The following is a 24,306-nucleotide window of genomic DNA, read 5'->3' on the forward strand; positions in this document are numbered from 1 at the left end:
CATCCCTGGGAGGTCTGGGACGCCAGGGGCGCCAGTTCTCGCCCTGGCCTTGGACGCAAGCTTCCGGGCTCGCCCAACGTAAGTACCGGTGGGGCCCGGGGTGACGGTCGTTCAGGGTGTCGGAGCGGTGGGGGTGCTGGGTGGTGAGGGCGGCGGGTGTGCTGAGTGATGGTTGTTCAGGGTGGTGGTGGGGGTGTGGTTTTTGGCTGTTGTGGGGGGTGGTGGGTTGGGGCGGGGTGCTGCCGAGAGGGTGAGGGGGTGGGGGGAAGTCGCCCGGAAGGGCTAATCGAGTGCCAGAGAGGCCTACTGTCCTATTATTTGATGGTTCGTCAGGTTATTTACGAGTGTGTGGAGAGTGGGGTGCGTACACCCGGTCGGCCCTGTGATGTCGCATCGTGCATCTGTCCCGATATGACAGGTAATGAGGTGGTCAGTACGTTCGTCTCAGGTCGGCTGCCCAGCCGGCGTCTCTGAGACAGGAAGAAGTGACATGACCACGCGCACAGTCGCTGTAACCGCTGCCGTAGCAGGCGCAGCGGTTCTGGCTACGACCGGCATTACGTATGCCTCGGCTTCCGGGTCCGCTCCGGCTGCCCCGGCGGTTCAGCAGGCTGCTTCGGCTGTTGCTCCGCTGGGTGGTGACGGCGGGAACGGAAACGCGAACGGGACTGGGAAGGGGAACGAGGGCAAGGGGAACGAGGGCGGCTACGGCGGTGGCGGCTACGGTGGTGGCAACGAGCGTGGTGGTTTCCGCTACAAGGAGGAGGGTCGGATCTTCATCAACGAGCGGTCGTACTCGGCTCGTGGTGAGGACGGCTGCATCACGGTGGTGAGCGGTCTGGGTGCCCGGAGCTTCAACGTCCGTAACGACAGTCGCCGGACTGTTGAGTTCTTCCGCGGGGCGACCTGCGACAACGGTTCCCCGGTTGCGACCGTCGGTCCCTGGAGCACCAGCAACGGTGTCTTCACCCGTCAGCACATCCGTGGCGGCGTGTTCGTCAAAAACGGTGTCGTCGGCAGCTTCCGGGTGGTCCGGGACCACTACGACAGGGAGTGGTGAGGGGCCACCTCCACAGCTGGTAGAGCAGGGTCTGCATGACATGGAAACCCCGGCCCGTCGGAATCGGGCCGGGGTTTCCGGCATGGGGGCACACGGCTGCGGGTGCCTGGCCGGGGTGGGCGTGTGTGGCGTACACGCGGTTTCCTGCACATCGGCCCGGCCATACTAAGGGGTGCCCCGCTGTCCCCGGGGGCGCACGGTGACGACGGCAGCACCCTTGCTGCGCTGTCGGAACGCTCGAATGCGCCTGGTGTGGGGATGCCCTTGCGTTTTGTGACGCACCGCGCCCGGTACGGCGGGCTGATCGGTGGGGACGGCGGGGTCGCACCGCTCGTCGCTCCACGCGCTCACCGTGCGGGCCGTGTCGGCGAACGCCGGGAGAGGATCCGGGCCGGGGTGGGGGCAGGGGTGCCAGGCCGGCGGCCAGAGCGGCCAGCACGCTGAGGACACGGCCCGTGGAGCCACCGGCCGCGAGACACGCTTACGGCCTCCAGCCGGAACCGCTTACGCTGCAGATCCTTGACGCTGTCGGCGTGCACTCGTGCACTCGTACGCCGACCTCCGGACGCGGCGGCAACCGGGATACCTGGGCTCCGGTTTCGGGGCCGAGACCAGCGCCTCGTCCGGAACCACCTCATCGCGGCCGTTGAGGACGGCCGCTTGTTGGCGCCGGCACAGTGTGGTCACACCGATGGAGGGACTCGATGAGAGTGTCCAGCACGCCGCAGACGAGTAAGACCATCAGCAACCCCGTGGTCCCCGGGTTCCACCCCGACCCGAGCATTTGCCGGGTGGGCGCGGACTACTATCTCGCGTGCTCCAGCTTCGAGTACTTCCCCGGCGTGCCCGTATTCCACAGCCGGGACCTGGTCCACTGGACGCAGATCGGCAACGCCTTGGAACGGCCTGACCAACTGCGTCTGTCGCCCGACGCCTCCTCCTCCGGCGGGATCTACGCGCCCACACTGCGCCATCACGACGGCCGTTTCTGGCTGATCACCACGAACGTGCACGACGGCGGCAACCTGCTGTTCACCGCCACCGATCCGGCCGGCCCCTGGTCCGACCCGATCCGGGTGCCGGGGGTACCGGGCATCGACCCCGATCTCGCCTGGGACGACGACGACAACTGCTGGTGCACCTATGCCGGAGTCGGACAGATTCGCATCGATCCGCACACCGGGGAATCGTTCGGTCCACCGCGCCGCCTCTGGTCCGGCACCGTCGATGCCAAAGCTCCGGAAGCACCGCATCTGTACCGGATCGACGACTACTGGTACTTGCTCATCGCCGAAGGCGGCACCGAGCGGGGCCATGGTGTTTCGATCGCTCGTGGCCGCACACCCACCGGCCCGTTCGAGCCGTGCCCGGCCAACCCGATTCTGACGCACCGCGGAACCGATCACCCCATTCAGAACACCGGTCACGCGGACCTGGTGCAGGCACCCGACGGTTCGTGGTGGATGGTGCTGCTCGGGGTGCGACCGCGCGGTGGCACCCCGGGCTGGCACGTACTCGGTCGCGAGACGTTCCTGGCCGCGGTGAGCTGGGCCGACGGCTGGCCGGTCGTCGGCGACCTGTTGCCCGTGATGCCCGCGCCCCCGTGGCCGCTTCAGCCGGGCGTCGTCGCGCCGGTCCGGGACGACTTCGACCTCAGCGAGCTGGCTCCGTGCTGGATCTCGCCGCGCCGGCGCCCTGCGGAGAGCTGCACCACGAAGGAACGGTCCGGCTGGCTGACGCTGCACGCCCGTGGGAGCTCACTCGACGATCTCGATGTGACGTTCGTCGGCCGGCGCCAACAGCACCTGTCCTGCCGGGTACGCGCGTTGGTCGACCCGGCGGAAGGGCGCGGTGGCCTGGCCGTCCGCCTCGACGAGCAGCACCACTACGATATCGAGGCGGCGTTCGGCAAGGTACAGGTGCTCGCCCGCATCGGTCCCCTGCACACAGTGGTGGCGTCTCAGCAGACACCCGCCGGGCCCCTGGTTCTCAGAATCGAGGTGGCCGTTACGCAGGCCGTGGGCGACGCGCGTACCGGCCCGGACACCCTCTCCATCGGCATCGAGGAACCGGACGGAACGTTCGTCGAGCTCACGACGCTCGATGGACGGTACCTGTCCACGGAGGTCGCCGGCGGTTTCACCGGCCGGGTCATGGGAATGTACGCCTCAGCCGGTACCGTCCACTTCGACTGGTTCGACTATGAGCCGCTCGATGGCTGAACGCCGTTCGTGGATCGGTGTGGACGGCAGACCCGCGGACGTCGAAGGGCGCCGAGAGGACCGCAACCGCAGCGGCAAGGCCAGCGGTTTCGTCCGCTTCCTTTCAGTACGTCCATCATGAGGAAGCTTCTCCGCCTTGTGATGCGCCGCATCCGACGCCGCGCGCAGCTCCCTTGGGGATGACGGGACAGCCCGGACTGACCGGTGTGGCGACCGGTGGCCTGAGCTCAGGAGGCTGTCGCGGCGCGCCTGCATTCCGTCCGCCGCTGCTCCAACTGGAGCGCCCCGAGCCGGCGAGCGCGAACGACAAGGGCAGTTATGGTTGCGGAATACTGCGATCGCGGAGGGGACTGTCCTGCGGTGCAGGACCCAGGTGAGTGCCAGGTCGACCATGCTCATTCCAGCTTCGCAGGCCATCGGTGCGAGGTGTTGGACCCTCCGTTGCTTCCCACCTGGAAGGCCGCGTCCGGGGCGTGCAGGGCGGGGTGCACGACGGATGAACAGTCAATGACGACATCCTGCCGGCGGGATAGGGTTCGGCTGAGAAGAATCCGCTCGGTCCACACAACCTGCACCAGGGCCGGACGCGATGGCAGCCCGAGGAGGAGCTGGATGCTGCAGGCACTGGGATTGGGTCCGGCCGAAGAGGCTGTCTACACGGCACTGCTGGCCCGCCCGACAGCCTCTGCGCAGGACCTCGCCCGGCAGACCGGACTTGAGAAGACCGAGACCACCCGCATCCTGCTCGACCTGGCGACACGTGGCCTGGTGGCGGTCGCCACCGAGGCCGGGAGCGAGGCACCTGACTCGGCCGGCTGCGGGGTCGGCCGCCAGCCCGCCCGCTACCGGCTCACACCACCCTCGGTGGCCCTGGCCCCGCTCCTTGTCGAGCAGCGCAACGCGCTGCACCGGGCCGAGACCGCGTTCTCGATGCTGACCGAGCAGTACCGCAGTACAGCTGCACACCCTGCGGGCAGCGTCGTGGAGGTGGTCGTCGGAGTGGAGCAGGTCGCACACCGGTTCCACCAACTGCAGCGCGGCGCCCAGCGGGAGTTGCTCGTCTTCCTCGTCGGCGCACCCATCGCGGTGCCGCGCGAGGAAGCCGACGTGTCGGAGAGTTCCGCGTTGGACCGCGGAGTCGATTTCCGGGTCGTGGCTGCCAAGGATTATCTCGATGGTCACGAGGTGGCGCGGGACGTGAGGGCGGCGATGGTGGCGGGTCTCGAGCTCCGCCTGGTCGACTCATTGCCGCTAAAGATGGTCGTGTCGGACCGGGAGCGTGCCATGGTGCCACTGGACATGGCGGACTCCGGGGGCGAGCCGAGCGCCATCGTGGTGCACCGCAGCGGCCTGCTGACGGCCCTGGTCCATCTCTTCGAGAAGGAATGGGCCCAGGCGCGGCCGCTGTACAAGACCACCACGGGTGTGCGTGCGGAGGCTGCAGCCGATCAGCAGCCAACCGAGGGGGAACTGGAGGTCCTCGCCCTGCTGCTGGCAGGGATCTCCGACCGGCGGGCAGCCTCCCAACTCGGCCTCTCCATACGGACCGTGGAGCGACGGACACGCCGTCTGATGGACCTTGCCGGAGCGGATTCGCGCCTGCAACTCGGGTGGCACGCCGCACGTGCGGGCTGGCTCTGACCCCTTCGTCCTCGGCCCGAGCGCCGAGGAGTCTCCGTCTGTTGCTGGTCGCGGTGCGAGGGTGTCGACAACTCCTGGCGGGTTCCTGCTTCACCGCCGACGTCGCCGTGATCCGCGTTGGAGGTGTCTACCGGCGCAGCGGCGCGCACCCACGCTGTGACCGTCGGCCCGGCGGATCATACCCCCCACCTGTCAGGCCCGAAGTCCCACCGGACCGACGAGTCAAGAGATGTGACCGTGTGACGGAATCCCGACACGCGCGAAACCCGTCACGCGCGGCATCCCTACGCAATCCGTATGTCTGCCAGGCTGCAGCCGCAACATGGCATGTTCACGGCCTCAAGTAGGGAGACTCATGCGCCCCATCATGCGTATGGCCTTGGGCGCGGCGACCGCCGCCGTCCTGGCCGTCACTGCGGTCACGCCATCCGGGGCGGCGGATACGCCGCCTGACGGTGCCTCGGGGAAGAAGCCCATCATCGGCGGCGGGACCACGGCATCGGGCGGCAAGCAGGTGACGGTCACGCTCGTCACCGGCGACAAGGTGCTGGTGACCACGGACAGGTCGGGCCACAGCTCGGCGGCCGTGCTGCCCCGCGAGGACGGCACACAGCCGCTGGTCCAGACGTATCAGATGGGCAAGGACCTTTACGTCTATCCGGAGGACGCCTCTCAGGCGATCGCCGAGGGCAAGGTCGACGAGCAGCTGTTCAACGTGACTGGGCTCATCCGCCAGGGATACGACGACACACACACCGACACGCTGCCGCTTATCGCCACCTACCGGAACAGTGTGAACGTTGCCGAGCGCGCGCCGGCGGCCCCTCGCGGGTCCGAGCGTGGCCTGAGCCTCCCAGCTGTGGACGGTGTCGCGCTCAAAGCCGACAAGGACACTGCTGCCACCTTCTGGCAGGACATCACCAACACGCGTTCACGTACTGCCTCCACGCTGAAGAAGCTGTGGCTCGACGGCAAGGTCGAGGCCACGTTGGACCGGTCCACCGCGCAGGTGCACGCGCCGGAGGCCTGGGCGGCCGGCTACGACGGCAAGGGCACCAAGGTCGCCGTGCTGGACACGGGCGTGGACGCCGAGCACCCGGACCTGGTGAGCCGGGTCGCCGCGGCCGAGAACTTCACGGACTCCAAGACCACCGACGACCGGCAGGGCCACGGCACCCACACCGCCTCCACGGTCGGCGGTTCCGGAGCAGCCAGTGACGGCCGCAAGAAGGGCGTCGCCCCCGGTGCCTCCCTGCTCATCGGCAAGGTTCTCAACGACCAGGGCTACGGCCTGGACTCCTGGATCATCGCGGGTATGCAGTGGGCCGTCGACCAGCAGGCCGATGTCGTCTCCATGAGCCTGGGCAACCCGAGGATCGGTGACTGCACCGACCCGATGGCCCAGGCCACGAAGCAGCTCTCGCAGAACAAGCACACCCTGTTCGTCATCGCCGCCGGTAACTCCGGCTCGAGCACCGAGACCGTCTCCTCGCCCGGGTGCGTGCCCAGTGTGCTGACCGTCGGTGCCGTCGATCGAGATGACACCACGGCGTGGTTCTCCAGCCGTGGTCCCGTTGCCGTCACGCACACCCTCAAGCCCGAGATCGCGGCGCCCGGCGTCGACATCTCGGCGGCGAGCGCGGGCGGCCGCGGCGTCTATGCCTACCGAACGATGTCCGGCACCTCCATGGCCACCCCGCATGTCGCGGGCGCCGCGGCCGTCGTCCGCCAGGCCCACCCGGACTGGACCGCGCAGCAGATCAAGGCCGCCCTGGTCTCCTCCGCCCGCACTGGCGGCAAGGTCGCAGAAGCCGACCAGACCGGCGGTGGGGTTCTCGACGTGTTCGGTGCGGTGAACCAGAAGGTGCTCTCCGCGCCCGCCGTCCAGGCCGGCAGCTACAACTGGCCGCAGGACGCCTCGGACCGGACCACCGTGCAGGTGCCCTTCACCAACGCCGGCGACAGCGACCTCACCCTGAGCCTGAAGGTCAGCGGTGTCCACGGCAACGACGGCAGCGATGTCCACTCCAACATCGTCAAGCTGGAGGAGAGCAAGGTGAGGGTCCCCGCGGGGGCCACCGCTCAGGTGCCGCTGTGGATCGACCCGACCGCCCGTCTGGAGGATGCCCAGTACGGTGCGGTCACCGGCCGGATCCTGGCCACCGGCGGCGATGTGCACGTCTCCGTGCCCGTCACGCTCTACGTACAGCCGGAGACGGTCACGCTCCGGGTCAAGGCCATCGACCGTAACGGCAAGCCTGCGGCCGGCCCCTCCTCCCTGGACCTCGTCAGCCTCGACACCGACAAGGGCGAGCGCCGCAACAACCAGGGCGCGACCGAGCAGCAGTACAGCGTGCGTCCGGGCGACTACGCTCTCAGCAGCTTCGTGGCGACGTACGACGCGAACAACGCGCCCGAATCGGTCAGTTACCTCGCGAAGCCGCAGCTGCGGATCACCCAGGACACCACTGTCGTCCTCGACGCCCGCAAGGCCCACCAGCTGAGCCTGCACACCGACCGCCCCTCGACGGTGAACAACACCACGTTCAGCTACGCCCGCATGTGGGACGACACCTGGGAGGTGACCGGATCGCTCCTGTCCGGCAGCACCGTTCAGAAGTTCTACGCCGACGTCGACGGGCGTGCCAAGGACGGCACCTTCGAGTTCCGGCCCACCTGGCGTGCGACCGGCTCCGAGGGCGGCTCGCCCTACGTCTACAACCTGTCGTTCCCGACCCAGGGTCCGCTGCACTCCGACCAGGTCTACAAGCCCAACGACTCCACACTGGCCCAGGTCACCGAAACGTGGAACAGCATGGGCAAGGAGGCCGACTACATCGACGCACTGTTCATCCGTCCTTCCGGGAACAGCGGCACTTACGTCCCCGTGAGCCCGTACGGCCAGGTCCACGTGCCCGGCACCCGCACCGCCTACTACACGACCGGTGACGAGGCCTGGTACCACGGCGCGATGACCAGCTTCCCGTTTGCCGCGTTCATGGGTGACCAAGAGCGCACCTACCGGGCCGGACAGCGCAGCGCCGAGGAGTGGTACGGAGGGCTCCTCCGGCCGGCCGCGGCGCGCGACGCCGACGGCAATCGGATGCTGGCCGCCGAGCGGCAGGGCAACCTGATCGGCATCCAGACCGCGCTCTGGCTCGACGGATCCGGCGATCACTGGTCCTCCGGCGGGTCGTTCGGCGACCTCGGCAACCTGGCGCTGAAGCGCAACGGTGAGCAGATCGCCACCAGCGCCTGGCCGGACGGCGTGTTCGAGGTACCGGACGAGGACTCCAAGTACGAACTCACCCAGAACCTGGAGAAGATCCCGTCCTCGGACCGGAACTGGCTGCGCTCCACCGCCGTCACCACCACCTGGAGCTTCCGCTCCCACCGGGAGCCGGACGTCTACTCGCGCGGCCTGCCGATCCTCTTCCCGGCGTACGACCTGCCGGTGGACGGCCTGAACACCCTGCCCGCGCAGAGCGGCATCAAGGTCGGCCTGTCGGTCGAGGGCCACGCCGGGTACACCCCGGGCGCGATCACGGCGGCCTCGCTGTCCTACTCCTACGACGGCGGCACCACGTGGACCCAGGCGCCGACCGAGCAGCGGGACGGCAAGTGGACGGCAGTCCTCGACCACACCGGCGCCTCCGGCAAGCAGGTCAAGATGAAGGCCACCCTCACCGACGCCAACGGGAACGCGGTCACCCAGACCATCACCCGCGCCTACGACGTTCGGTAACCACCAAGTCCGGCCGGGCGGTCTCCCGTAACGGGCGGCCCGCCCGGCCACTTGCTGTTCCCACCCGTGATCATCAGGGCACGATCGGTCCGGATGCAGACCGTCGCAGACCCGACAGACAGACAGTCTGCCGGGTTCCCGCAGCCGTCGGCACCACCCGGTGAGCGGAAGCCGGCTCACCCGCACGCTCCGGGGTCGTGATCCGCGTTGCGTCAAATACCTCGCCGGGAACGCGTATTGCCGAAACCAGCAACGTCCTTCCGCGCGCGGCGCCGGCTACCGCGTGATACTCGAACGCGCGATGCTCAACGAGGTCCTGGAGCACCGGAGACGGTCGGCTCAGCATGATCGGGCCGAGGTCAGAGCGGACATGGAAATAGGATCAGTTCAGTCCTCGGGTGCCTGCTGCGTGACGACGATCTCACGCTTGAGGATCTTGCCCGTTGCGCCCTTGGGCAGTGCATCGGCGAAGGTGACGATCCGAGGGTATTTGTAGGCAGCCACTCGCTGTTTGACGTAGTCGCGCACCTGGTCGGCCGTGGTCTGCGCACCCGGCCGGAGGGTCACCACGGCGGCCACCTCCTCCCCGTGGATCTCGTGCGGAACGCCGAGGACGGCCACTTCGGCTACTGCCGGGTGTTCGTAGATCACCTCCTCGATCTCGCGCGGGTAGACGTTGTAGCCGCCGCGGATGATGAGGTCCTTCTTCCGGTCGACGATGAAGTAGTAGCCGTCCTCGTCGACACGCGCGAGATCACCGCTGTGGAACCACCCGTCCCGGATGGCTTCCGCAGTAGCATCCGAGCGGCTCCAGTAGCCCTTCATCACGTTCTCGCCGCAGATCGCGATCTCACCGACTTCGCCCGGGCCTACCGTGGTGCCGTCGTCCGCGACGAGTTTGAGTTCGACTCCGCTGATGGGGACGCCGATTGAGCCGGCCTTGCGTGGTCGGTCCGGGGGGTTGAACGCGGCGACCGGTGACGTCTCCGAGAGTCCGTATCCCTCCAGCACGGTGACGCCGAATTCCCGCTCGAAGGAGTGCAGCACCTCGACCGGCAGGGAAGCTCCACCGGAGACGGCCAGATGCAGCCTCGAGAGGTCGTAGCTTTCGGGGATCCCGGCGTGGAGCAGGGCAGTGAACATCGTGGGGACGCCCAGGAAGACGGTGACCCCGTCCCGGCGCATGATCTCCAGGGCCTTGGCCGGCTCGAACCGCGGCAGCATGGTCAAGGTGGCGGCCGCGGCGACGGCGGCGTTGAGGGCGCAGGTCTGGCCGAAGGCGTGGAACAGCGGCAGGCCCCCGAACAGTACGTCGCTCGGCCCGATGTGGAGGAGTGTCTTGGCAACGGAGGTCGCGTTGGTCATCAGGTTGCGGTGCGTCAGCTCGGCGCCCTTCGGGGTCCCCGTCGTGCCCGAGGTATAGAGGATCACAGCAGTGTCGTTCTCCGCCCGGTCGACCGTCTCGGGCATCGGTTCGGTGGCCCGTACCAGAGTGTCGAAGGTCATTGGGTCGGTGACCAGGCAGTCGACCCCGACCTCTGCTGCAGCCTTCGCGACCGCGTCCGCGCACAGCGGGAACGCCAGCACGATCCGGGAGCCGGAATCCCGGAGGGTGAAGGCTATTTCACGCGCTTTCAACAGCGGATTCATCGGTACTACTACGGCGCCTGCGCGGAGGATTCCGTAATACGCGATCGGGAAGTAGGTGACGTTGGGCATGACCAATGCGACGCGATCGCCCGCCCGGACGCCCTTGGCATGCAACAGTGACGCGACCCGGGCACTGGTGTCGTTCAGCTCGGCATAGGTCAGGATGATTTCGTCCTGGCGGACGGCGACCCGATCGCCCTCGGCCCAGGCGGATTCCGCCAGCAGGGTGGCGAGGTTGTCCATGCGATTTCCCCTTTGATCTGAGCTGGTGGCGGTCACCGGTGGCGGAAAGAGCCGCCGAGGGACGCGGAGTTGTGGGTCGCGATCATGTCGCGGGGGGTGATGCCGCCGCGGCCGGGCCCGCAGTCATTGCTGTGCATGTCTCCCCAGAAGTCCGGTGGCAGTTCCCGCCCCTGTTGCAGGGTCAGCCACAGCCGCAGCACGTGGCGCTTCTGCTCGGGTTCGTCGAAGTCCTCATATTCCGTACGGGAATGCAGAACCGTGTGGTTGTTGAGCAGCAGCAGGTCGCCGACCTCGAAGTCGACGTCAAGTCGGAGCTCTGGGGAAGCTGCCAGTTCGTCGATGTGGTCGAACAGCTCCATATCCGCCCGCTCCAGGCGGGACACGTCAGGAAAGCGCTGAGCGGACTCGAGGTAACAGCGGTTGTAGCGCATGCTGAGCCTGCCCCCGGACCAGGACGCCAGCGGAACCGCGTAGTACGGGCGCTCACCAGGGGCGTGTTCCTCCCGGCGGTCGAGAAAATGGGTCCGGTACAGGCCCTCGACCATATCCGGCCGCCGCGCAAGGAGCGCGTTGTAGACCGCCGCGGAGCTGACCACGGAGATACGTCCACCGGAGCGGGCTGCCCGCAGGGACAACAGTCCGAGGACATCGGATCCGTCGGTGTGGAACGGCAGCATCTCCCTGGTCTGGTAGCCGCGCGCTGCGGGGGCGGCGATGCTCTGACCGGTGTCTCGGACGTGGCCGAGCATGTGGCCGACCGCGTTCTGCGACACCGGGACACCCAGGTGCTGACACAGTCCCCAGAAAATGGTGCTTGCCCTCGCCTGACTGTAACGCTCGACCGGAATGCGTTTGACGAGTACGAAGCCGCGTCCGTTCTCCAGCACGTCGGCGATGCGCTCCAGCTCCCCGGCCAAGATCGGCAGCGGAAAGTCGCCGGCGCTCACCTTCAACAGCGGAACGCCTCGCTCACGCACCGTGCGCAAGGCAGCCTCGAGCTCGTCGATCTGTGCCGGTGAGAGCCGCAGGACCCACTCGTCGGAGCCCACCAGGTCCGGGCCCTGCCACGCGGCCGGCCCGGTGTACGACCGGCGCAGCACGCTGATCACGTTCGTCATGGTGGCCTCCCCGGGGTCGTGCGTCCGCCCAGCCGGAGTCGCATTCGGCTCTTCGCCGGCTCGGAACCCGAAACCGTGCGAACGACCCCTCTCCTCTCGTCGTGGACGAACCCCGCGGATCGTGTGCAGGTATTCCACCTGAGGCCATTGATCCGCATTGGGATTCCGTATCCCTTTCCAGGGCTGGTCAACAGTTGGACTGTTTGCCATGGTGTTCTCCGTCGGATTTCCGATCGGCCGGGACGCCGAATCCAGACGCTGAGCCCCATGCAGTGGTGCAACGCTAGGTCACGACTTGAGGCATCGCTTGACTTGGCGTGACATGTGACTTATCACTTGGGGACAGAGCCTGGAGTGCGCCCATGAAGCCCCTTGTCCGTAATGCAGCGCTGAGCAGCTACGTCGAGCTCAGCCAGTCGCTCGGCATCGACCCGCGGGCCCTGATGAAGCGCGTGGGCCTGGACCCCGTCGGCCTCACGGTCCAGGACAGATGGATCTCCGGCGTGGCCGTGACCCAACTGCTCGAGCTCTCGGCGGCGGCCTCACATCGTGAGGACTTCGGTCTGCTCCTCGCCGAGCGCCGTCGCTTCTCCAACCTCGGCCCCATCAGCTTGGTCATACGCGAGGAGCCCGATGCCCGCAGCGCGATCGAGCTTCTCGTCCGCCACGAGCACATGTACAACGAGATGCTGCACGGTCGGCTCTCCGAAGCCAGTGGCCTGGCCACCCTCAAGGTGAGTCTGGAGCTCGGTGAGGCCATGGCGGCCCGCCAGGCCATAGAGCTGGCCGTGGGCGCTTTCCACCAAATCCTTCGTAGTTTCCTCGGTGACCGGTGGCAGCCCGTGTCCGTATGTTTCACGCACAGCGCCCCACTGGACACCGGAACCCACCGGCGCGTCTTCGGACCCGCAGTGGAATTCGACCGGGAATTCAATGGGATCGTCTTCTACGCCAGCGATCTCAACGCTCCCAACCCGATGTCCGACCCGCAGCTCCGGACGTACGCTCGGCAGTATTTCGAGTCCCTCGCAGTGTCGAGGGACACGACTGTGACGGACCGGGTGCGCGAGTTGATCGAAGTCCTGCTCCCCACCGGTCGCTGTTCGATCGAGCAGGTCGCATGCAGCCTCGGCGTCGACCGGCGGACCGTCCATCGGCACCTGTCGGCCTCGGGTGAGACGTTCTCCTCCCTCCTCAACGCGACGCGTGCCCAGCTTGCCGAGCAGCTCGTGGCGAACCCGCGCCGCTCGTTGACGGAGATCTCCGGGCTGCTGGGATTCTCCGCACCGAGCGCTTTCTCGCGATGGTTCAGCGAGCGGTTCGGTTGCAGCCCCAGGCAGTGGCGCGTCCGGAGGACCGGGCAGCAGCCGTCCGCGGAGAGGTGACCAGCGACGATCACTTGCTGCCGGGGACCGCGATCACGTACCTCGCCACGGTCTGATCCTCGGACTTGGGGGTGACACCAGCCGGGGAGGGACGGTCCCCAAGTGATAAGTCTGATGTCACCTGCGGCTAAGCATCCGGCGTAACCGGCAGTTAACGTTGCATTACCGCAAGGGAGACCGCCGGCCCGCACGAGGACAGCAGAGACCCTGCCTGAAGCCGCATTTCCCACCGGGACCCATCGATCGTATCCGGGCTGCCCAGCGAGTCCGGGGACCCCGTCTGCAATCTCACTCCGCTTCTCGCCGATCCCCTCAGGCCACGCAGCGCAGGCAGCGATGTGTGCAGCGAGTGAAGATTCATCATCAAAGGAGATGGACTGTGCACTTCTTCGACGACTCCCTGTATCCGGAGAACCAGGAGAAGCTGGTCATCCAGGCCGCGCCCTACGGGCCGGAGTGGCTGCCCGGTGACGCCGACGACCTCCCGCTCAGCATGGACGAACACGTGCAGGCGGCAGTCGACTGCTACAACGCCGGCGCTACGGTGCTGCACATCCACGTGCGCGAGCTGGACGGCCACGGCTCGAAGCGCATCTCCATGTTCAACGAGTTGATGGCCCGGCTGCGCGAGGCGGTGCCGGACATGGTCCTGCAGATCGGCGGGTCGATCTCCTTCGCTCCGGAGGACGAAGGCGCCGACGCCAAGTGGCTCAGCTACGACACCCGCCACATGCTGGCCGAGATCGCCCCCAAGCCGGACCAGGTGACGATCGCCATCAACACCAACCAGATGAACATCGTCGAGCTCTTCGACGAGGAGGACATCGAGGGCACTTCGATCGCCAAGCCGACTTACTACAAGGCCTACCGGGACATGGTGGTCGAGGCCGGGCCCGACTTCTACCTCGAGCACCTCAAGCGGCTCCGCGCCAACGACATTCAGCCGCACTTCCAACTCGCCAACATGGCACAGCTGGAGACGGTGGAGCGGCTGATCCGCAAGGGTATCTACTGCGGCCCGCTCGTGCTCAACTACGTGGCCATCGGTGGTGGGTTCGCCGGTCGTCACCCGGCCGACCTGATCGAGTTCATCCGCCGCGTCCCGGACGGCGCGGTGCTCACCATCGAGGCATCCATGCGCGCAGTCGCGCCGATGAACGCGATCGGTATCGCCCTGGGCGCGCACGTGCGGGTGGGCAACGAGGACAACCTGTGGCGGCGCAAGGGCGACCGGATGTCCTCCGTGGACCAGGTCGAGCAGATGGTCCAGATCGCCAACGCGCTCGGTCGCGAGATCGCCACGGGCCAGGAGGCCAAGGAGATCTACAAGATCCGCGAATGGTACTCGGACGCCGACGAGACCCTGTCCCAGCTCGGCATGGTGCCCAACCGCCGTCCCGGCAGGCGCGGCTTCATGCTCCGCGACGCCAAGATCTGACCCGATCCCACGAGGGGCGGTCGCGGGCCCGACACGGCATCCATCCCGGCCGATCGAGGTCGGCCCGCGCCCCTCATCCCCCCACACACACGAGCAAACGGAGCAAGTCATGGCACACGCCATTCGCTTCCACGAAACCGGTGGCACCGACGTCATGCGATGGGAAGAGGTCACCGTCGGCCACCCGGGCCCGGGCGAGGTACGGATACGGCACGTCGCCGTCGGAATCAACTTCGCCGACACCTATTTCCGCACCGGTCTGTATCCGGCTCCGCTCCCTGCGGGGCTCGGTGTGGAGGCCTCAGGTGTGATCGAGGCTGTCGGCGAGGGCGTCACCCATGTCGCAGAGGGCGATCGGGTGACCTACACCGGCAGCCCGCTGGGGGCCTACAGCACGGAGCGGGTCATGCCCGCGGACTCGCTGATCAAGCTGCCGGAGGAGATCAGCTGCGAGACCGCCGCGGCGATGACCATGCGGGGCCTCACCTCGGCCTATCTGCTGCGTCGTATCCACCCGCTGAAGTCCGGCGACACCGTATTGCTCCACGCGGCGGCGGGCGGCGTGGGCCTGATCTTCTCCCAGTGGGCCAAGCTGCTCGGCATCACCGTGATCGGCACGGTCTCCAGCGAGGAGAAGGGCGAGATCGCCCGCGCCCACGGCTGCGATCACATCATCTACTACCGGCGCGAAGACGTGGCCGAGCGGGTGCGCGAGCTGACCGACGGCAAGGGCGTCCCCGTGGTCTTCGACAGCATCGGCAAGGACACCGTCGCCGGCTCCATGGCCTCGCTTCAGCGTCGCGGCCTGCTGGTGTGCTTCGGCACGGCATCCGGAGTGCCGCCGCTCGACGCCATGCAACTGGCCGTCCATGGCTCGCTGTTCGTGACCCGGCCTGCGCTGGCCGACTACATCGCCGAACCCGTCGAACGGGACTCCCTGTCGAGCGAGTTGTTCGGTCACGTCGCGTCCGGACGTATCAAGATCGAGATCAACCAGCGCTACGCCCTTCAGGACGCGATACAGGCACACCGCGATCTCGAAGCAGGACGGACCACGGGATCTTCTGTCTTCGTTCTCTGAGCACACCGCGCCCCACACGTCACGTCAGAGGAGTGAGCACCATGGACCAGACCATGCACCCGAGGGGAAACACGCCCGTCCTCGTGCGCCCGGGCGTTCCCCGCACTTCCATCAAGGTTGAGCCGCTGACCTGCACCATCGGCGCCGAACTGTCCGATGTGAACCTCGGCGACGCCGCTCGCGACGACGACCTGTTCGCCGAGATCAGGCAGCTGCTGCTGCAGTACAAGGTCCTGTTCCTGCGGGACCAGGACATCACCCGCGCCGAGCATGTCGCCTTCGCCTCGCGCTTCGGTCAGCTCGAGGACCACCCGGTGCTCGGCAGCGACCCGGACCACCCTGGGCTGGTCCGCATCTACAAGGACCTCGACAGCAAGCCCGAGCACTACGAGAACGCACTTCACTGCGACGGCACCTGGCGCGAGCGCCCGCCCATGGGGGCCGTGCTCCGCTGCGTTGAGACGCCCGACGTGGGCGGGGACACGATCTGGGTCAACATGGCCGAGGCGTACCGCAGGCTGCCTGAGCACATCAAGACGCAGATCGCGGGTCTGGGTGCACGGCACAGCATCGAGGCGAGCTTCGGTGCCGTCATGCCGATGGAGCAGCGGCACCGGCTGAAGGCACAGTACCCGGACGCGGAGCACCCGGTGGTGCGTACCCACCCGGAGACCGGCGAGCAGATCCTCTTCGTCAACTCCTTCACCACACACTTCGTGAACTACCACACGCCCGAGAACGTGCGCTTCGGCCAGGACCACGCGCCCGGCGCCGCCAACCTCCTGAACTACCTGATCAGCCAGGCGGCCGTCCCCGAGTACCAGGTGCGTTGGCGCTGGCAGAAGAACAGCTTCGCCATCTGGGACAACCGCTCCACACAGCACTACGCCGTCCAGGACTACTGGCCCGCCCTCCGCAAGATGGAGCGCGCCGGAATCGTCGGTGACAGAACCTTCTGAGCCCCCACCAGAGAGGAGAAAGGTGACGCCGATGGGACTTCACACTGCCGGCACGGCCGTGCCGGGGACCTCCCCCGCCATACCGGCTGTATCCCGCAGGTATGCCTGGCTGGTGTTTGCGCTGAGTTTCTTGCTTCTGATGTCTGACTACATGTCGCGGCAGGTCCTCAACGCGGTCTTTCCGCTGCTGAAGTCGGAGTGGCTGCTGTCGGATGCCCAGTTGGGTTCTCTCAGCGGCATCGTGGCTCTGATGGTCGGTGTGCTCACCTTCCCGCTGTCACTGCTGGCGGACCGCTGGGGTCGGGTCAGGAGCCTGGTGATCGCAGCGGTGGTGTGGAGCCTGGCGACTGTGGGCTGCGCGGTGTCGGCGAGCTACGGCCAGATGTTCCTGGGGCGCTTCATGGTCGGGGTCGGTGAGGCGGCCTACGGGAGCGTCGGTATCGCGGTGGTCCTCAGCATCTTCCCCATCGGTCTCCGGGCCACGCTCTCCGGAGCGTTCATCGGGGGAGGCGCCTTCGGGTCCGTGCTGGGGGTGTCGATCGGCGGCATCGTCGCCCAGCAACTTGGCTGGCGCTGGGCGTTCGGGGTCATGGGGATCTTCGGGCTGGCACTGGCCGCGATCTACGGCATCGTGGTCACGGAGAAGAGGCTGGGTTCAGCCGCCGGCGGCCGTACCAACACCTCCGGTGAACGCGCGGCCGTCCGGACCTTGCTGCCGCGGCTGTTCTCGTCGGTCTCCGTGGTCTGCGCCTACATCGGCAGCGGCCTACAGATGTTCATTGCGATGGCCCTGCTGGCTTGGATGCCCAGTTTCCTCAACCGCTACTACTCCATGGCCCCCGCGAAGGCAGGAGTGGCCGCCGGGATGTTCGCGCTGATCACCGGCATTGGCATGATTGGCGGTGGGATCGTCGCGGACCGCCTCAGCCATAGGACCGCGGCTCGGAAGTGGACTGTCGCGATCGCCTGCAGCCTCGGATCGCTCGCGCTGCTCATGACCGGATTCCAGCTGCCGATCGGCCCGCTGCAACTCGTACTGATCGGCGCTGGGACCCTGCTGTCCAATGCCACAGCCGGACCCGCAGCCGCCATGGTGGCGAATCTGACCCCTGCGGCCATCGCGGCGACGGCCATGGCCACGCTCACTCTGGCCAACAGCCTGCTCGGGATTGCCCCGGGGCCCGCGGTGACGGGCATGCTCGCGGACCGCATGGGCCTGCTCGGTGCACTGAGGGTGGTCCCGCTCATCGCGATCGCGGCCGGCGCAGCCTTCGCCATCGGCAAGCTCTTCTACGAGAAGGACCTGCGCCGCATGGGCCTGCTGCCCGATGTGTCACTCAAGAACCTGGAGCTGCAGTCGTGAGTCTCATTGCACCGCCGACAGTCGTGATCGTCCCCGGACTGCGCGATCACGTGCCGGACCACTGGCAGACCATCCTCGCCGACAAGATCGACGACGCCCGTACCATTCCGCCGTTGGAACGCGACAGACTCAGCTGCGACGCCCAGGTAGCCGCCCTGGACGAGGTCCTGTCGGACATCTCCGGGCCGGTCGTACTGGTTGCCCACAGCGCCGGGGTGATGACCACCGTGCACTGGGCGCAACGACACCGGCGCCCCGTCAAGGGCGCGCTGCTGGCGGCGCCACCGGACTTCGACACCCCGCTGCCGGAGGGCTTTTTCACCCCGGAAGACCTGCGCGAAAACGGCTGGACGCCGACCCCGCGGACACCTCTGCCCTTCCCCGGCATCGTCGCGGCAAGCACGAACGACCCCCTGGCCGGTTTCGAACGCGTCACCGACCTCGCCCGAGCATGGGGGAGTCGCCTCGAGAACCTCGGTCCGGTCGGACACCTCAACCCCGCCTCAGGCTATGGCGAATGGCCTCAGGCGGAGGAGATCATCCGCGAACTCGGCCAAACCTCGTCCGACATGTCCATCTGACGCACGGCGGTTCCCCTCACGCTCCCTCCTGCCCGCCCTCGGGCAGGAGGGAGCCGTGCACCCACCGAGCGCGCATCGGCAGATACGCGTGAGCAGTCTGTAGGCGCTTCCACCCCGCCGGCCGGCCTATGTACTGTTCCCCACCCGTACGACCCCGCCCCTGGAGACGACGAAGGGCTTCAGCTTGTTGTGGATTGTTGCGTGGGCGAGTGGGCCTCCTGGGGGGCGGCCCAGGAGGCGAGCAGGCGCAGCCGTTCCTCGGAGGGCGACCCGGGTTCGGCGGTGTAGACGGTGAGGGTGAGGCCGGGTGCGGCTGCCATTCCCAGGCCTTCGTAGGCCAGGGTGAGTTCGCCGACGGCCGAGTGGTGGAACCGTTTGACCCCGGTGCCGTGGTGGCGCACGTTGTGGGCGCCCCAGCGGGTGCGGAACTCCTCGCTGCGGGTGGACAGTTCGCCGACGAGGTCGTGCAGGTCCTTGTTGTGCGGGTTGCGGCCGGCCTCGGTGCGCAAGATGGCGACTGCGGTGTCGGCGAAGGTGTCCCAGACGGGGTAGAGGCGCCGGGAGGCGGGGTCGAGGAAGTTGCAACGGGCGAGGTTCGCCTGGTTGTGGGGGGCGGCGTAGAGATCGCAGTAGAAGGCGCGGGCCAGCTGGTTGGCGGCCAGCAGGTCCATACGGGCATTGCGGACGAACGCGGGCCCGGCGGTGATCGCGTCCAGGGTCCACTGCAGGCTGCGGTGCGGTGTCCAATGCCGGGTGGTCCGGCGCAAGGGGCGGGTGAGGGCATCGGAGCCGTCGGCGGCCTGGGCCAGGTGCAGCAGATGGGCGCGCGCGGCATCGTCCAGTGCCTTGACCGGCAATGTTTGCCCCATGAGGAGCGCCGTCCGGTGCGACGGGGCAAAGCTTGCCGGGAGGGGCACTAGCTGGAGCGCGCGGGCGACGGCCTCGAGGACGGCCGGGGAGACGCCGGCGAGGTTGCCGCGTTCGAGTTTCGCGTAGTACTCGACGCTGACGTCGGCCGGAGCCGCGACCTCGATCCTGCGCAGGCCGGGCACACGGCGCCGGGAGCCGGCGGGCAACCCGGCCCGTTCCGGGGTGATCCTTGCTCGCCGCGAGGTGAGAAACTCGCGGACCTCTTCACGGTTGTCCACTCCTCGACCGTACGTGCTGCACGCCATGGGAGGGATGTACGGGCAGTACACCCCTCGCTGGTAACTCGCTGCCCGCGCGGAAAGCCGGTTACCTGGATGAGATGGCACTCCCGGCCTTGACGTTACGGCGCCGGACATCGGGTGTGCCCGGCCGAGACGCGCGCCGATGACAGCGGTGCGTCCTCGTACGCCCGGTGTGCCACCGCACACGGGCACAAGCGGCCCCACGGGGCCGCACCAGAGACCCACCCCTCAGTACGTAAGGAACCCCTCATGCGCGGAGCAGTGATCCACGCCCCCGGCGATGTGCGCTTCGAGACCCTTGACGATCCGAAGATCCTCCAGCCGACCGACGCGATCATCCGCACGGCCGTCACCTGTGTATGCGGCTCTGACCTGTGGCCCTACCGCGGCCTGGACCTGACCGACGAGGCACACCCGATGGGGCATGAGTACGTCGGCTTCGTGGAGGAGGTCGGCAGTGAGGTCACCGCGGTCAAGCCGGGCCAATTCGTCGTCGGCTCGTTCGCCACCTCGGACAACACCTGCGCCAACTGCCGCAACGGCTTCCAGTCCAACTGCTTGAACCGCGAGTTCATGAGCACCTGCCAGGCCGAGTACGTGCGCATCCCTCAGGCCCAGGGCACCCTGGTCGCCACCGACGAGCACCCCGCCGAGGGGTTCTGGCCCAGCCTGCTGGCCGTCTCCGACGTCATGGGCACCGGCTGGTGGGCCGCCGACGCCGCCGAGGTCAAGCCCGGTTCCACCGTCGCCGTGGTCGGCGACGGAGCGGTCGGGCTGTGCGCGGTGATTGCCGCGAAGGAAATGGGCGCGGAACGGATCGTCGCGATGAGCCGCCACGAGTCCCGCCAGCAGCTTGCCCTGGAGTTCGGCGCCACTGACATCGTCACCGAGCGCGGCGAGGAAGGTGTCGCCCGAATCAAGGACCTCACCGACGGAATCGGTGCCGACGCGGTGCTGGAGTGCGTCGGCACCGCGCAGGCCATGCAGCAGGCCCTGCATGCGGCCCGGCCGGGCGGCAACGTCGGCTTTGTCGGCGTCCCCCACGAGGTGGCGATCGACGGGCAGGAGCTGTTCTTCTCCCACGTCGGTCTGCGCGGCGGCCCCGCCCCGGTGCGCCGCTACCTGCCCGATCTGATCGACGGTGTCCTGAGCGGCCGGATCAACCCGGGCAAGGTCTTCGATCTCACCCTGCCGCTGGACCAGGTCGCCGAGGGCTACAAGGCCATGGACGAGCGCCGTGCCATCAAGGCGCTCCTCAAGCCCTGACGCCCCGGCGCGCACCTCCACCACGGCTCGCCTTCAGGCGGGGAGCCGCTACGACCGCAAGGCGGAAGCGGTCGATCATGTCATCGGGCCGCCTCCTTCGGGGGCGGCCCGATGACGCCGGTGGGAACCCCAGCCTGTCAGCCCCCCCCGGTGCGTGGGGGAGCGCGCCGGGAGGGGGCGGTCAGCGCTCGGCGCGCAAGGTGCCGAGCAGTCCGTGGTTTTCCTCGTCGATTCCCGCGGCGAACCACACGGAGTCCCTGCCGCCGGACTTGTCGGTGCCGCGGAGCAGCCCCCACAGCCCGGGGATCTCGATCGCGTTGCCCTGACGGTTCCGCAGCGTGCCCTTGAACTTGCCGCTCTTCGGGTTGAAGACGTTGATGCGGCCGTCCCCGAAGTTTCCGACGAGCAGGTCGCCGGAGAACTTGCCGAACTTCTTGGGCGCGATTTCCAGGCCCCAGGGCGAGTTGAGCACGCCACGGCTCGCGAAGCGCTTCAGCAGCTTGCCCTCGGTGCTGAACGTGTCGATGAAACCGTTGCCCGCACCAGCGACGTCGTCGTGTTTGTCCTCGTCCTGCTTGGCGTAGGTCACGAAGACCCGCGAGCCGATCTTCTTCACATCGAACGGCGCAAAACCGTCGGGGATGTTCGGGTCCTGGAACCGGTCGTCCGGCGGCAGGAGGTTGAAGTCCTTGTCGAAGATGTCGATGCGGGCGTCACGGAAGTTGGCGACGAGTAGCCGCGATCGTCCGTGGTTGTGGGCCCTCTTGCTGTGCTGCGCGTGGGCGCCGCAATCCTTCTTCTTGCCCGGGATCAGGGTCAGGCCCTTGAAGACGGCGTTCTCGCCGTCGCTGTTCTCGTGAGCGACCCGGACGGCGTTCGTCCGGTTCACTTTCCGGCTCCAGGCGAAGAGGTCGCCGTCCTCGCCCGCGAACAGGAACTGGGCGACACCACTCCTGCCGAAGCCACTGAAGCGGAAGTCGTCGGTGTCGTTGCGCACGACCCCGGTCGGGGCGCCGCCCTCCGGGATCGACACCACCAGGTCCAGGATGTTGACCGGCTTCCTGCGGACGGCGCCCGAGTACGTCGTGGCCTTGTCCGCGCCGTTGTCCGAGACCCACACTTCTCCGGTGCGCGCGGCGGCCAAGCCCCAGGGGTTGACCAGGTTCTCGTCGGTCGCTTCCGCTCTGCCCGGGATATCGGAGACGAGATCACGCTGGCGGAAGCCGTGGTCGGATCCGCGCGGCGACTCCGTCGACCCCGGCGGTGCCGCGGCGGCGAGGGCGGCGACCGTGCCCAGGGCCAGCGCCGCCGCCGTCAGCCGACTTCGAAGAGGCCGGGGTCGACAGGCCGATACGTGCAGTGACATTCAGATACTCCTTTACCAGAATAGGAAAAACTGGCAAAAGTCATCAGATGTGACTGAATGTCAGTTGACCAGTCGACACGCCGGATCGTCACACCCTGGTGGGCGGCTCTCCGCGTGGCGCGAAGGGCTCTCCGGAGCTCTCGCCCGTCTGCCGGCGGGCCGGCCCGCTCGCCCGCCACCCGGGTGGTGCAGGTTCTGGACGCCCATCCGACTTCCGGGAGCGAGTCGTGACAGCGAATCGGCGGTACGGACCGCTCATGCCGGCCCTTCTTGGTCGTGCTCCGGGCGAGGACCGTTTGCGAGAGAGGGGGCGGCCGCCGAACGGACACCCTTCCAATTCTTAGGTAGACTGACCTACCTAGTAATGGAGGGAATGTGATGAGCGACACCGGGACGGAGGCAGCGCGCCCCAGCAGGCGACGGGGGGCCGCGCGCGAGCGGCTGCTCGCCGCCGCAGCGCGCCGCTTCTACGCCGACGGCGTGGCGGCGACAGGGATCGACACGATCACCGCCGAGGCGGGCGTGGCGAAGATGAGTCTCTACAACAACTTCTCCTCCAAGGCCGATCTGGTGATGGCCTACCTCGATGCGCGGCATGAGGAGTGGCTGGGCCTGTACCGGCGGCGGCTGGAAGAGGCCGCGGACGGTCGTGGCGGAGTGCTGGCCGTCTTCGACGCGTACGCCGATCACGCCGCCTTCGCCTACGATCACGGTTTCCGGGGCTGTGGCCTGCTGAACGCGGCCGCCGAGTTGCCCGCCGGGGACGAGGGCCGGGCCGTGGTGCGCCGGCACAAGGAGGAGGTCGAGTCCCTGCTCGTCGGGCACCTTGAGGAGCTGCTGCCCGGGCGGCCCGAGGAAGCGCGCGGGGTGGCGGAGCATCTGTCGTTCCTGCTGGAAGGCGCGATGGCACGCGCCGGCCTGGAGGGCGCAGGTACGCGCCTGGAGCACGCCCGGGCGATGGCGGCCAACCTGCTGGACCGGCTGTGACGCGGCCCGCCGGACATGCGGCCGCCTCGGTGAGCGTGGGGACGGTGTGCGTGCTGGTGGCGTCGGTGCTGTGGGGCACCACGGGCACCGCCGCGACCTTCGCCCCGGCAGTGGGGCCGCTCGCGATCGGAGCCGTTGCCATGGGCCTGGGCGGACTGCTCCAGGCCCTCGTCGCCGCTCCCCGTATCCGACGGGAAGCTCCCCGGCTGCGCGCGCAGAAGGGTGTGGTGCTGCTCGGTGCGGTCGCGGTGGGTGCCTACCCCCTGGCGTTCTACACCTCCATGCACCTGGCCGGGGTTGCCGCCGGCACCGTGGTGTCGATCGGCTCGGCCCCGCTCGCCTCTGCCCTGATCGAGCGCGTCGTCGACGGGCGCCGCCTCACGCGTCGCTGGATGATCGGCGCCGCTCTGGGCCTGTCCGGCACGGTGCTGCTGTGCGCGGCCGAAGCGGCCGGCGTGCACTCCGGCCCCGGGACCCGATCCGCAGGGACGACCGTGCTCGGTGTGGGTCTGGGCCTGGTCGCCGGCTTCACCTACGCCCTGTACTCCTGGGCGGCCCACCGCCTGATCAGTAGCGGTGTCACCTCCGGCGCGGCCATGGGTACCGTTTTCGGGCTGGGCGGGCTGCTGCTCCTGCCGGTGCTGCTGGCCACCGGCGCCCCGCTCCTCACCTCCTGGTCCAACGCGGCGGTCGGCGCCTACATGGCTCTGGTGCCCATGTTCATCGGCTACGTCCTGTTCGGCTGGGGCCTGGCGTACGTCCCGGCAAGCACCGCGACCACGCTTTCCCTTTTGGAACCCGCCGTCGCGGCCGTTCTGGCTGTACTCGTCGTCGGCGAACGCCTGCCCCTGCTGGGATCGGTCGGCATCGCCCTGGTCGTCGGCTGCCTTGCCGTGCTCACCATGCCGGCCCGCACCACCACGAGGCCCGGGGCAACTACCACGGGGCCGAACAACACCGCCCAGGCAGGCGCCGCTGCCCTGGTAGGGCCCGGCGCGGCCCCATGAGCCCAGGTGCCGGGCGGAGCAC

The 24,306-nt window shown here is 68.0% G+C and carries 17 protein-coding genes; 13 read left to right on the top strand and 4 right to left on the bottom strand.

The annotated features are described in order from the left end of the window. Nucleotides 1–490 precede the first annotated feature (490 nt). The 4 genes from ACFU6I_RS14425 (at nt 491) to ACFU6I_RS14440 (ending at nt 8,668) form a co-directional block, all read left to right on the top strand. Nucleotides 491–1,060: a hypothetical protein gene (locus ACFU6I_RS14425; RefSeq protein WP_384365455.1), complete on the top strand. Its 570-nt coding sequence runs from the start codon at nt 491–493 to the stop codon at nt 1,058–1,060. A gap of 704 nt (nt 1,061–1,764) precedes the next feature. Further along, entirely contained in the window at nt 1,765–3,282 is a 1,518-nt protein-coding gene (locus ACFU6I_RS14430; RefSeq protein ID WP_384365458.1) for a glycoside hydrolase family 43 protein, read from the top strand. Nucleotides 3,283–3,894: 612 nt separating this feature from the next. Next, nucleotides 3,895–4,923 (top strand): helix-turn-helix domain-containing protein, encoded by a 1,029-nt coding sequence (locus ACFU6I_RS14435; protein ID WP_384365461.1) that lies wholly within the window; start codon nt 3,895–3,897, stop codon nt 4,921–4,923. Between the two features lie 355 nt (nt 4,924–5,278). Further along, nucleotides 5,279–8,668: a S8 family serine peptidase gene (locus tag ACFU6I_RS14440; RefSeq protein WP_384365464.1), complete on the top strand. Its 3,390-nt coding sequence runs from the start codon at nt 5,279–5,281 to the stop codon at nt 8,666–8,668. A gap of 387 nt (nt 8,669–9,055) precedes the next feature. On the opposite strand, the gene ACFU6I_RS14445 is transcribed toward ACFU6I_RS14440, so the two are convergent. Together ACFU6I_RS14445 and ACFU6I_RS14450 are read right to left on the bottom strand one after the other, a co-directional pair. Beyond that, nucleotides 9,056–10,561, bottom strand: coding sequence for a long-chain fatty acid--CoA ligase (locus ACFU6I_RS14445; RefSeq protein ID WP_384365467.1), 1,506 nt, complete (start codon nt 10,559–10,561; stop codon nt 9,056–9,058). Between the two features lie 32 nt (nt 10,562–10,593). Then, nucleotides 10,594–11,679: a TauD/TfdA family dioxygenase gene (locus ACFU6I_RS14450; protein ID WP_384365470.1), complete on the bottom strand. Its 1,086-nt coding sequence runs from the start codon at nt 11,677–11,679 to the stop codon at nt 10,594–10,596. A gap of 362 nt (nt 11,680–12,041) precedes the next feature. On the opposite strand from ACFU6I_RS14450, the gene ACFU6I_RS14455 reads away from it, so the two are divergent. The 6 genes from ACFU6I_RS14455 to ACFU6I_RS14480 all read left to right on the top strand — a co-directional run bounded on the left by ACFU6I_RS14455 (nt 12,042) and on the right by ACFU6I_RS14480 (nt 18,486). Then, nucleotides 12,042–13,064: an AraC family transcriptional regulator ligand-binding domain-containing protein gene (locus ACFU6I_RS14455; protein ID WP_384365473.1), complete on the top strand. Its 1,023-nt coding sequence runs from the start codon at nt 12,042–12,044 to the stop codon at nt 13,062–13,064. 379 nt (nt 13,065–13,443) lie between these two features. Beyond that, nucleotides 13,444–14,502 (top strand): 3-keto-5-aminohexanoate cleavage protein, encoded by a 1,059-nt coding sequence (locus ACFU6I_RS14460; protein ID WP_384365476.1) that lies wholly within the window; start codon nt 13,444–13,446, stop codon nt 14,500–14,502. 109 nt (nt 14,503–14,611) lie between these two features. Next, nucleotides 14,612–15,583 (top strand): quinone oxidoreductase family protein, encoded by a 972-nt coding sequence (locus ACFU6I_RS14465; protein ID WP_384365479.1) that lies wholly within the window; start codon nt 14,612–14,614, stop codon nt 15,581–15,583. A 41-nt stretch (nt 15,584–15,624) separates the two neighbouring features. Next, a complete protein-coding gene (locus ACFU6I_RS14470) occupies nt 15,625–16,542 on the top strand; it encodes a TauD/TfdA dioxygenase family protein (protein WP_384365482.1) in 918 nt (305 codons plus the stop codon). Between the two features lie 139 nt (nt 16,543–16,681). Continuing rightward, nucleotides 16,682–17,905 (top strand): MFS transporter, encoded by a 1,224-nt coding sequence (locus ACFU6I_RS14475; protein WP_384365484.1) that lies wholly within the window; start codon nt 16,682–16,684, stop codon nt 17,903–17,905. Continuing rightward, complete coding sequence (locus tag ACFU6I_RS14480) at nt 17,902–18,486, top strand: RBBP9/YdeN family alpha/beta hydrolase (protein ID WP_384365487.1); 585 nt, start codon at nt 17,902–17,904, stop codon at nt 18,484–18,486. Before ACFU6I_RS14475 ends, ACFU6I_RS14480 begins: the two co-directional genes overlap by 4 nt. Nucleotides 18,487–18,665: 179 nt before the next feature. Here the strand turns inward: ACFU6I_RS14480 and ACFU6I_RS14485 are convergent, their stop codons facing one another. Then, nucleotides 18,666–19,634, bottom strand: coding sequence for a helix-turn-helix domain-containing protein (locus ACFU6I_RS14485; protein ID WP_384365490.1), 969 nt, complete (start codon nt 19,632–19,634; stop codon nt 18,666–18,668). A 273-nt stretch (nt 19,635–19,907) separates the two neighbouring features. On the opposite strand from ACFU6I_RS14485, the gene ACFU6I_RS14490 reads away from it, so the two are divergent. Further along, on the top strand, nt 19,908–20,924 hold the full coding sequence (locus ACFU6I_RS14490; protein WP_384365493.1) for a zinc-dependent alcohol dehydrogenase family protein: 1,017 nt from the start codon (nt 19,908–19,910) through the stop codon (nt 20,922–20,924). Nucleotides 20,925–21,105: 181 nt separating this feature from the next. Here ACFU6I_RS14490 and ACFU6I_RS14495 read toward each other — a convergent pair whose 3' ends face one another. Continuing rightward, nucleotides 21,106–22,290 carry a TIGR03118 family protein gene (locus ACFU6I_RS14495; RefSeq protein ID WP_384365496.1) on the bottom strand — a complete coding sequence of 395 codons (1,185 nt, stop codon included), beginning with the start codon at nt 22,288–22,290 and terminating at the stop codon, nt 21,106–21,108. Between the two features lie 378 nt (nt 22,291–22,668). Between ACFU6I_RS14495 and ACFU6I_RS14500 the strand changes: the two genes are divergently transcribed. Both ACFU6I_RS14500 and ACFU6I_RS14505 read left to right on the top strand, forming a co-directional pair. Continuing rightward, a complete protein-coding gene (locus ACFU6I_RS14500; RefSeq protein ID WP_384365499.1) occupies nt 22,669–23,277 on the top strand; it encodes a TetR/AcrR family transcriptional regulator in 609 nt (202 codons plus the stop codon). Continuing rightward, nucleotides 23,274–24,284 carry a DMT family transporter gene (locus ACFU6I_RS14505; protein WP_384365502.1) on the top strand — a complete coding sequence of 337 codons (1,011 nt, stop codon included), beginning with the start codon at nt 23,274–23,276 and terminating at the stop codon, nt 24,282–24,284. Before ACFU6I_RS14500 ends, ACFU6I_RS14505 begins: the two co-directional genes overlap by 4 nt. Nucleotides 24,285–24,306: the final 22 nt, after the last annotated feature.

The sequence above is a fragment of the Streptomyces sp. NPDC057486 genome (assembly GCF_042802415.1).
Classification (GTDB): domain Bacteria; phylum Actinomycetota; class Actinomycetes; order Streptomycetales; family Streptomycetaceae; genus Streptomyces; species Streptomyces yanii.

Excerpts from the sequence above, each read along its gene's own strand:
- ACFU6I_RS14425 (WP_384365455.1), top strand. The coding sequence starts at position 491 with ATGACCACGCGCACAGTCGCTGTAACCGCTGCCGTAGCAGGCGCAGCG.
- ACFU6I_RS14430 (WP_384365458.1), top strand. The coding sequence starts at position 1,765 with ATGAGAGTGTCCAGCACGCCGCAGACGAGTAAGACCATCAGCAACCCC.
- ACFU6I_RS14435 (WP_384365461.1), top strand. The coding sequence starts at position 3,895 with ATGCTGCAGGCACTGGGATTGGGTCCGGCCGAAGAGGCTGTCTACACG.
- ACFU6I_RS14440 (WP_384365464.1), top strand. The coding sequence starts at position 5,279 with ATGCGCCCCATCATGCGTATGGCCTTGGGCGCGGCGACCGCCGCCGTC.
- ACFU6I_RS14445 (WP_384365467.1), bottom strand. The coding sequence starts at position 10,561 with ATGGACAACCTCGCCACCCTGCTGGCGGAATCCGCCTGGGCCGAGGGC.
- ACFU6I_RS14450 (WP_384365470.1), bottom strand. The coding sequence starts at position 11,679 with ATGACGAACGTGATCAGCGTGCTGCGCCGGTCGTACACCGGGCCGGCC.
- ACFU6I_RS14455 (WP_384365473.1), top strand. The coding sequence starts at position 12,042 with ATGAAGCCCCTTGTCCGTAATGCAGCGCTGAGCAGCTACGTCGAGCTC.
- ACFU6I_RS14465 (WP_384365479.1), top strand. The coding sequence starts at position 14,612 with ATGGCACACGCCATTCGCTTCCACGAAACCGGTGGCACCGACGTCATG.
- ACFU6I_RS14470 (WP_384365482.1), top strand. The coding sequence starts at position 15,625 with ATGGACCAGACCATGCACCCGAGGGGAAACACGCCCGTCCTCGTGCGC.
- ACFU6I_RS14475 (WP_384365484.1), top strand. The coding sequence starts at position 16,682 with ATGTCTGACTACATGTCGCGGCAGGTCCTCAACGCGGTCTTTCCGCTG.
- ACFU6I_RS14490 (WP_384365493.1), top strand. The coding sequence starts at position 19,908 with ATGCGCGGAGCAGTGATCCACGCCCCCGGCGATGTGCGCTTCGAGACC.
- ACFU6I_RS14495 (WP_384365496.1), bottom strand. The coding sequence starts at position 22,290 with ATGTCACTGCACGTATCGGCCTGTCGACCCCGGCCTCTTCGAAGTCGG.
- ACFU6I_RS14500 (WP_384365499.1), top strand. The coding sequence starts at position 22,669 with ATGAGCGACACCGGGACGGAGGCAGCGCGCCCCAGCAGGCGACGGGGG.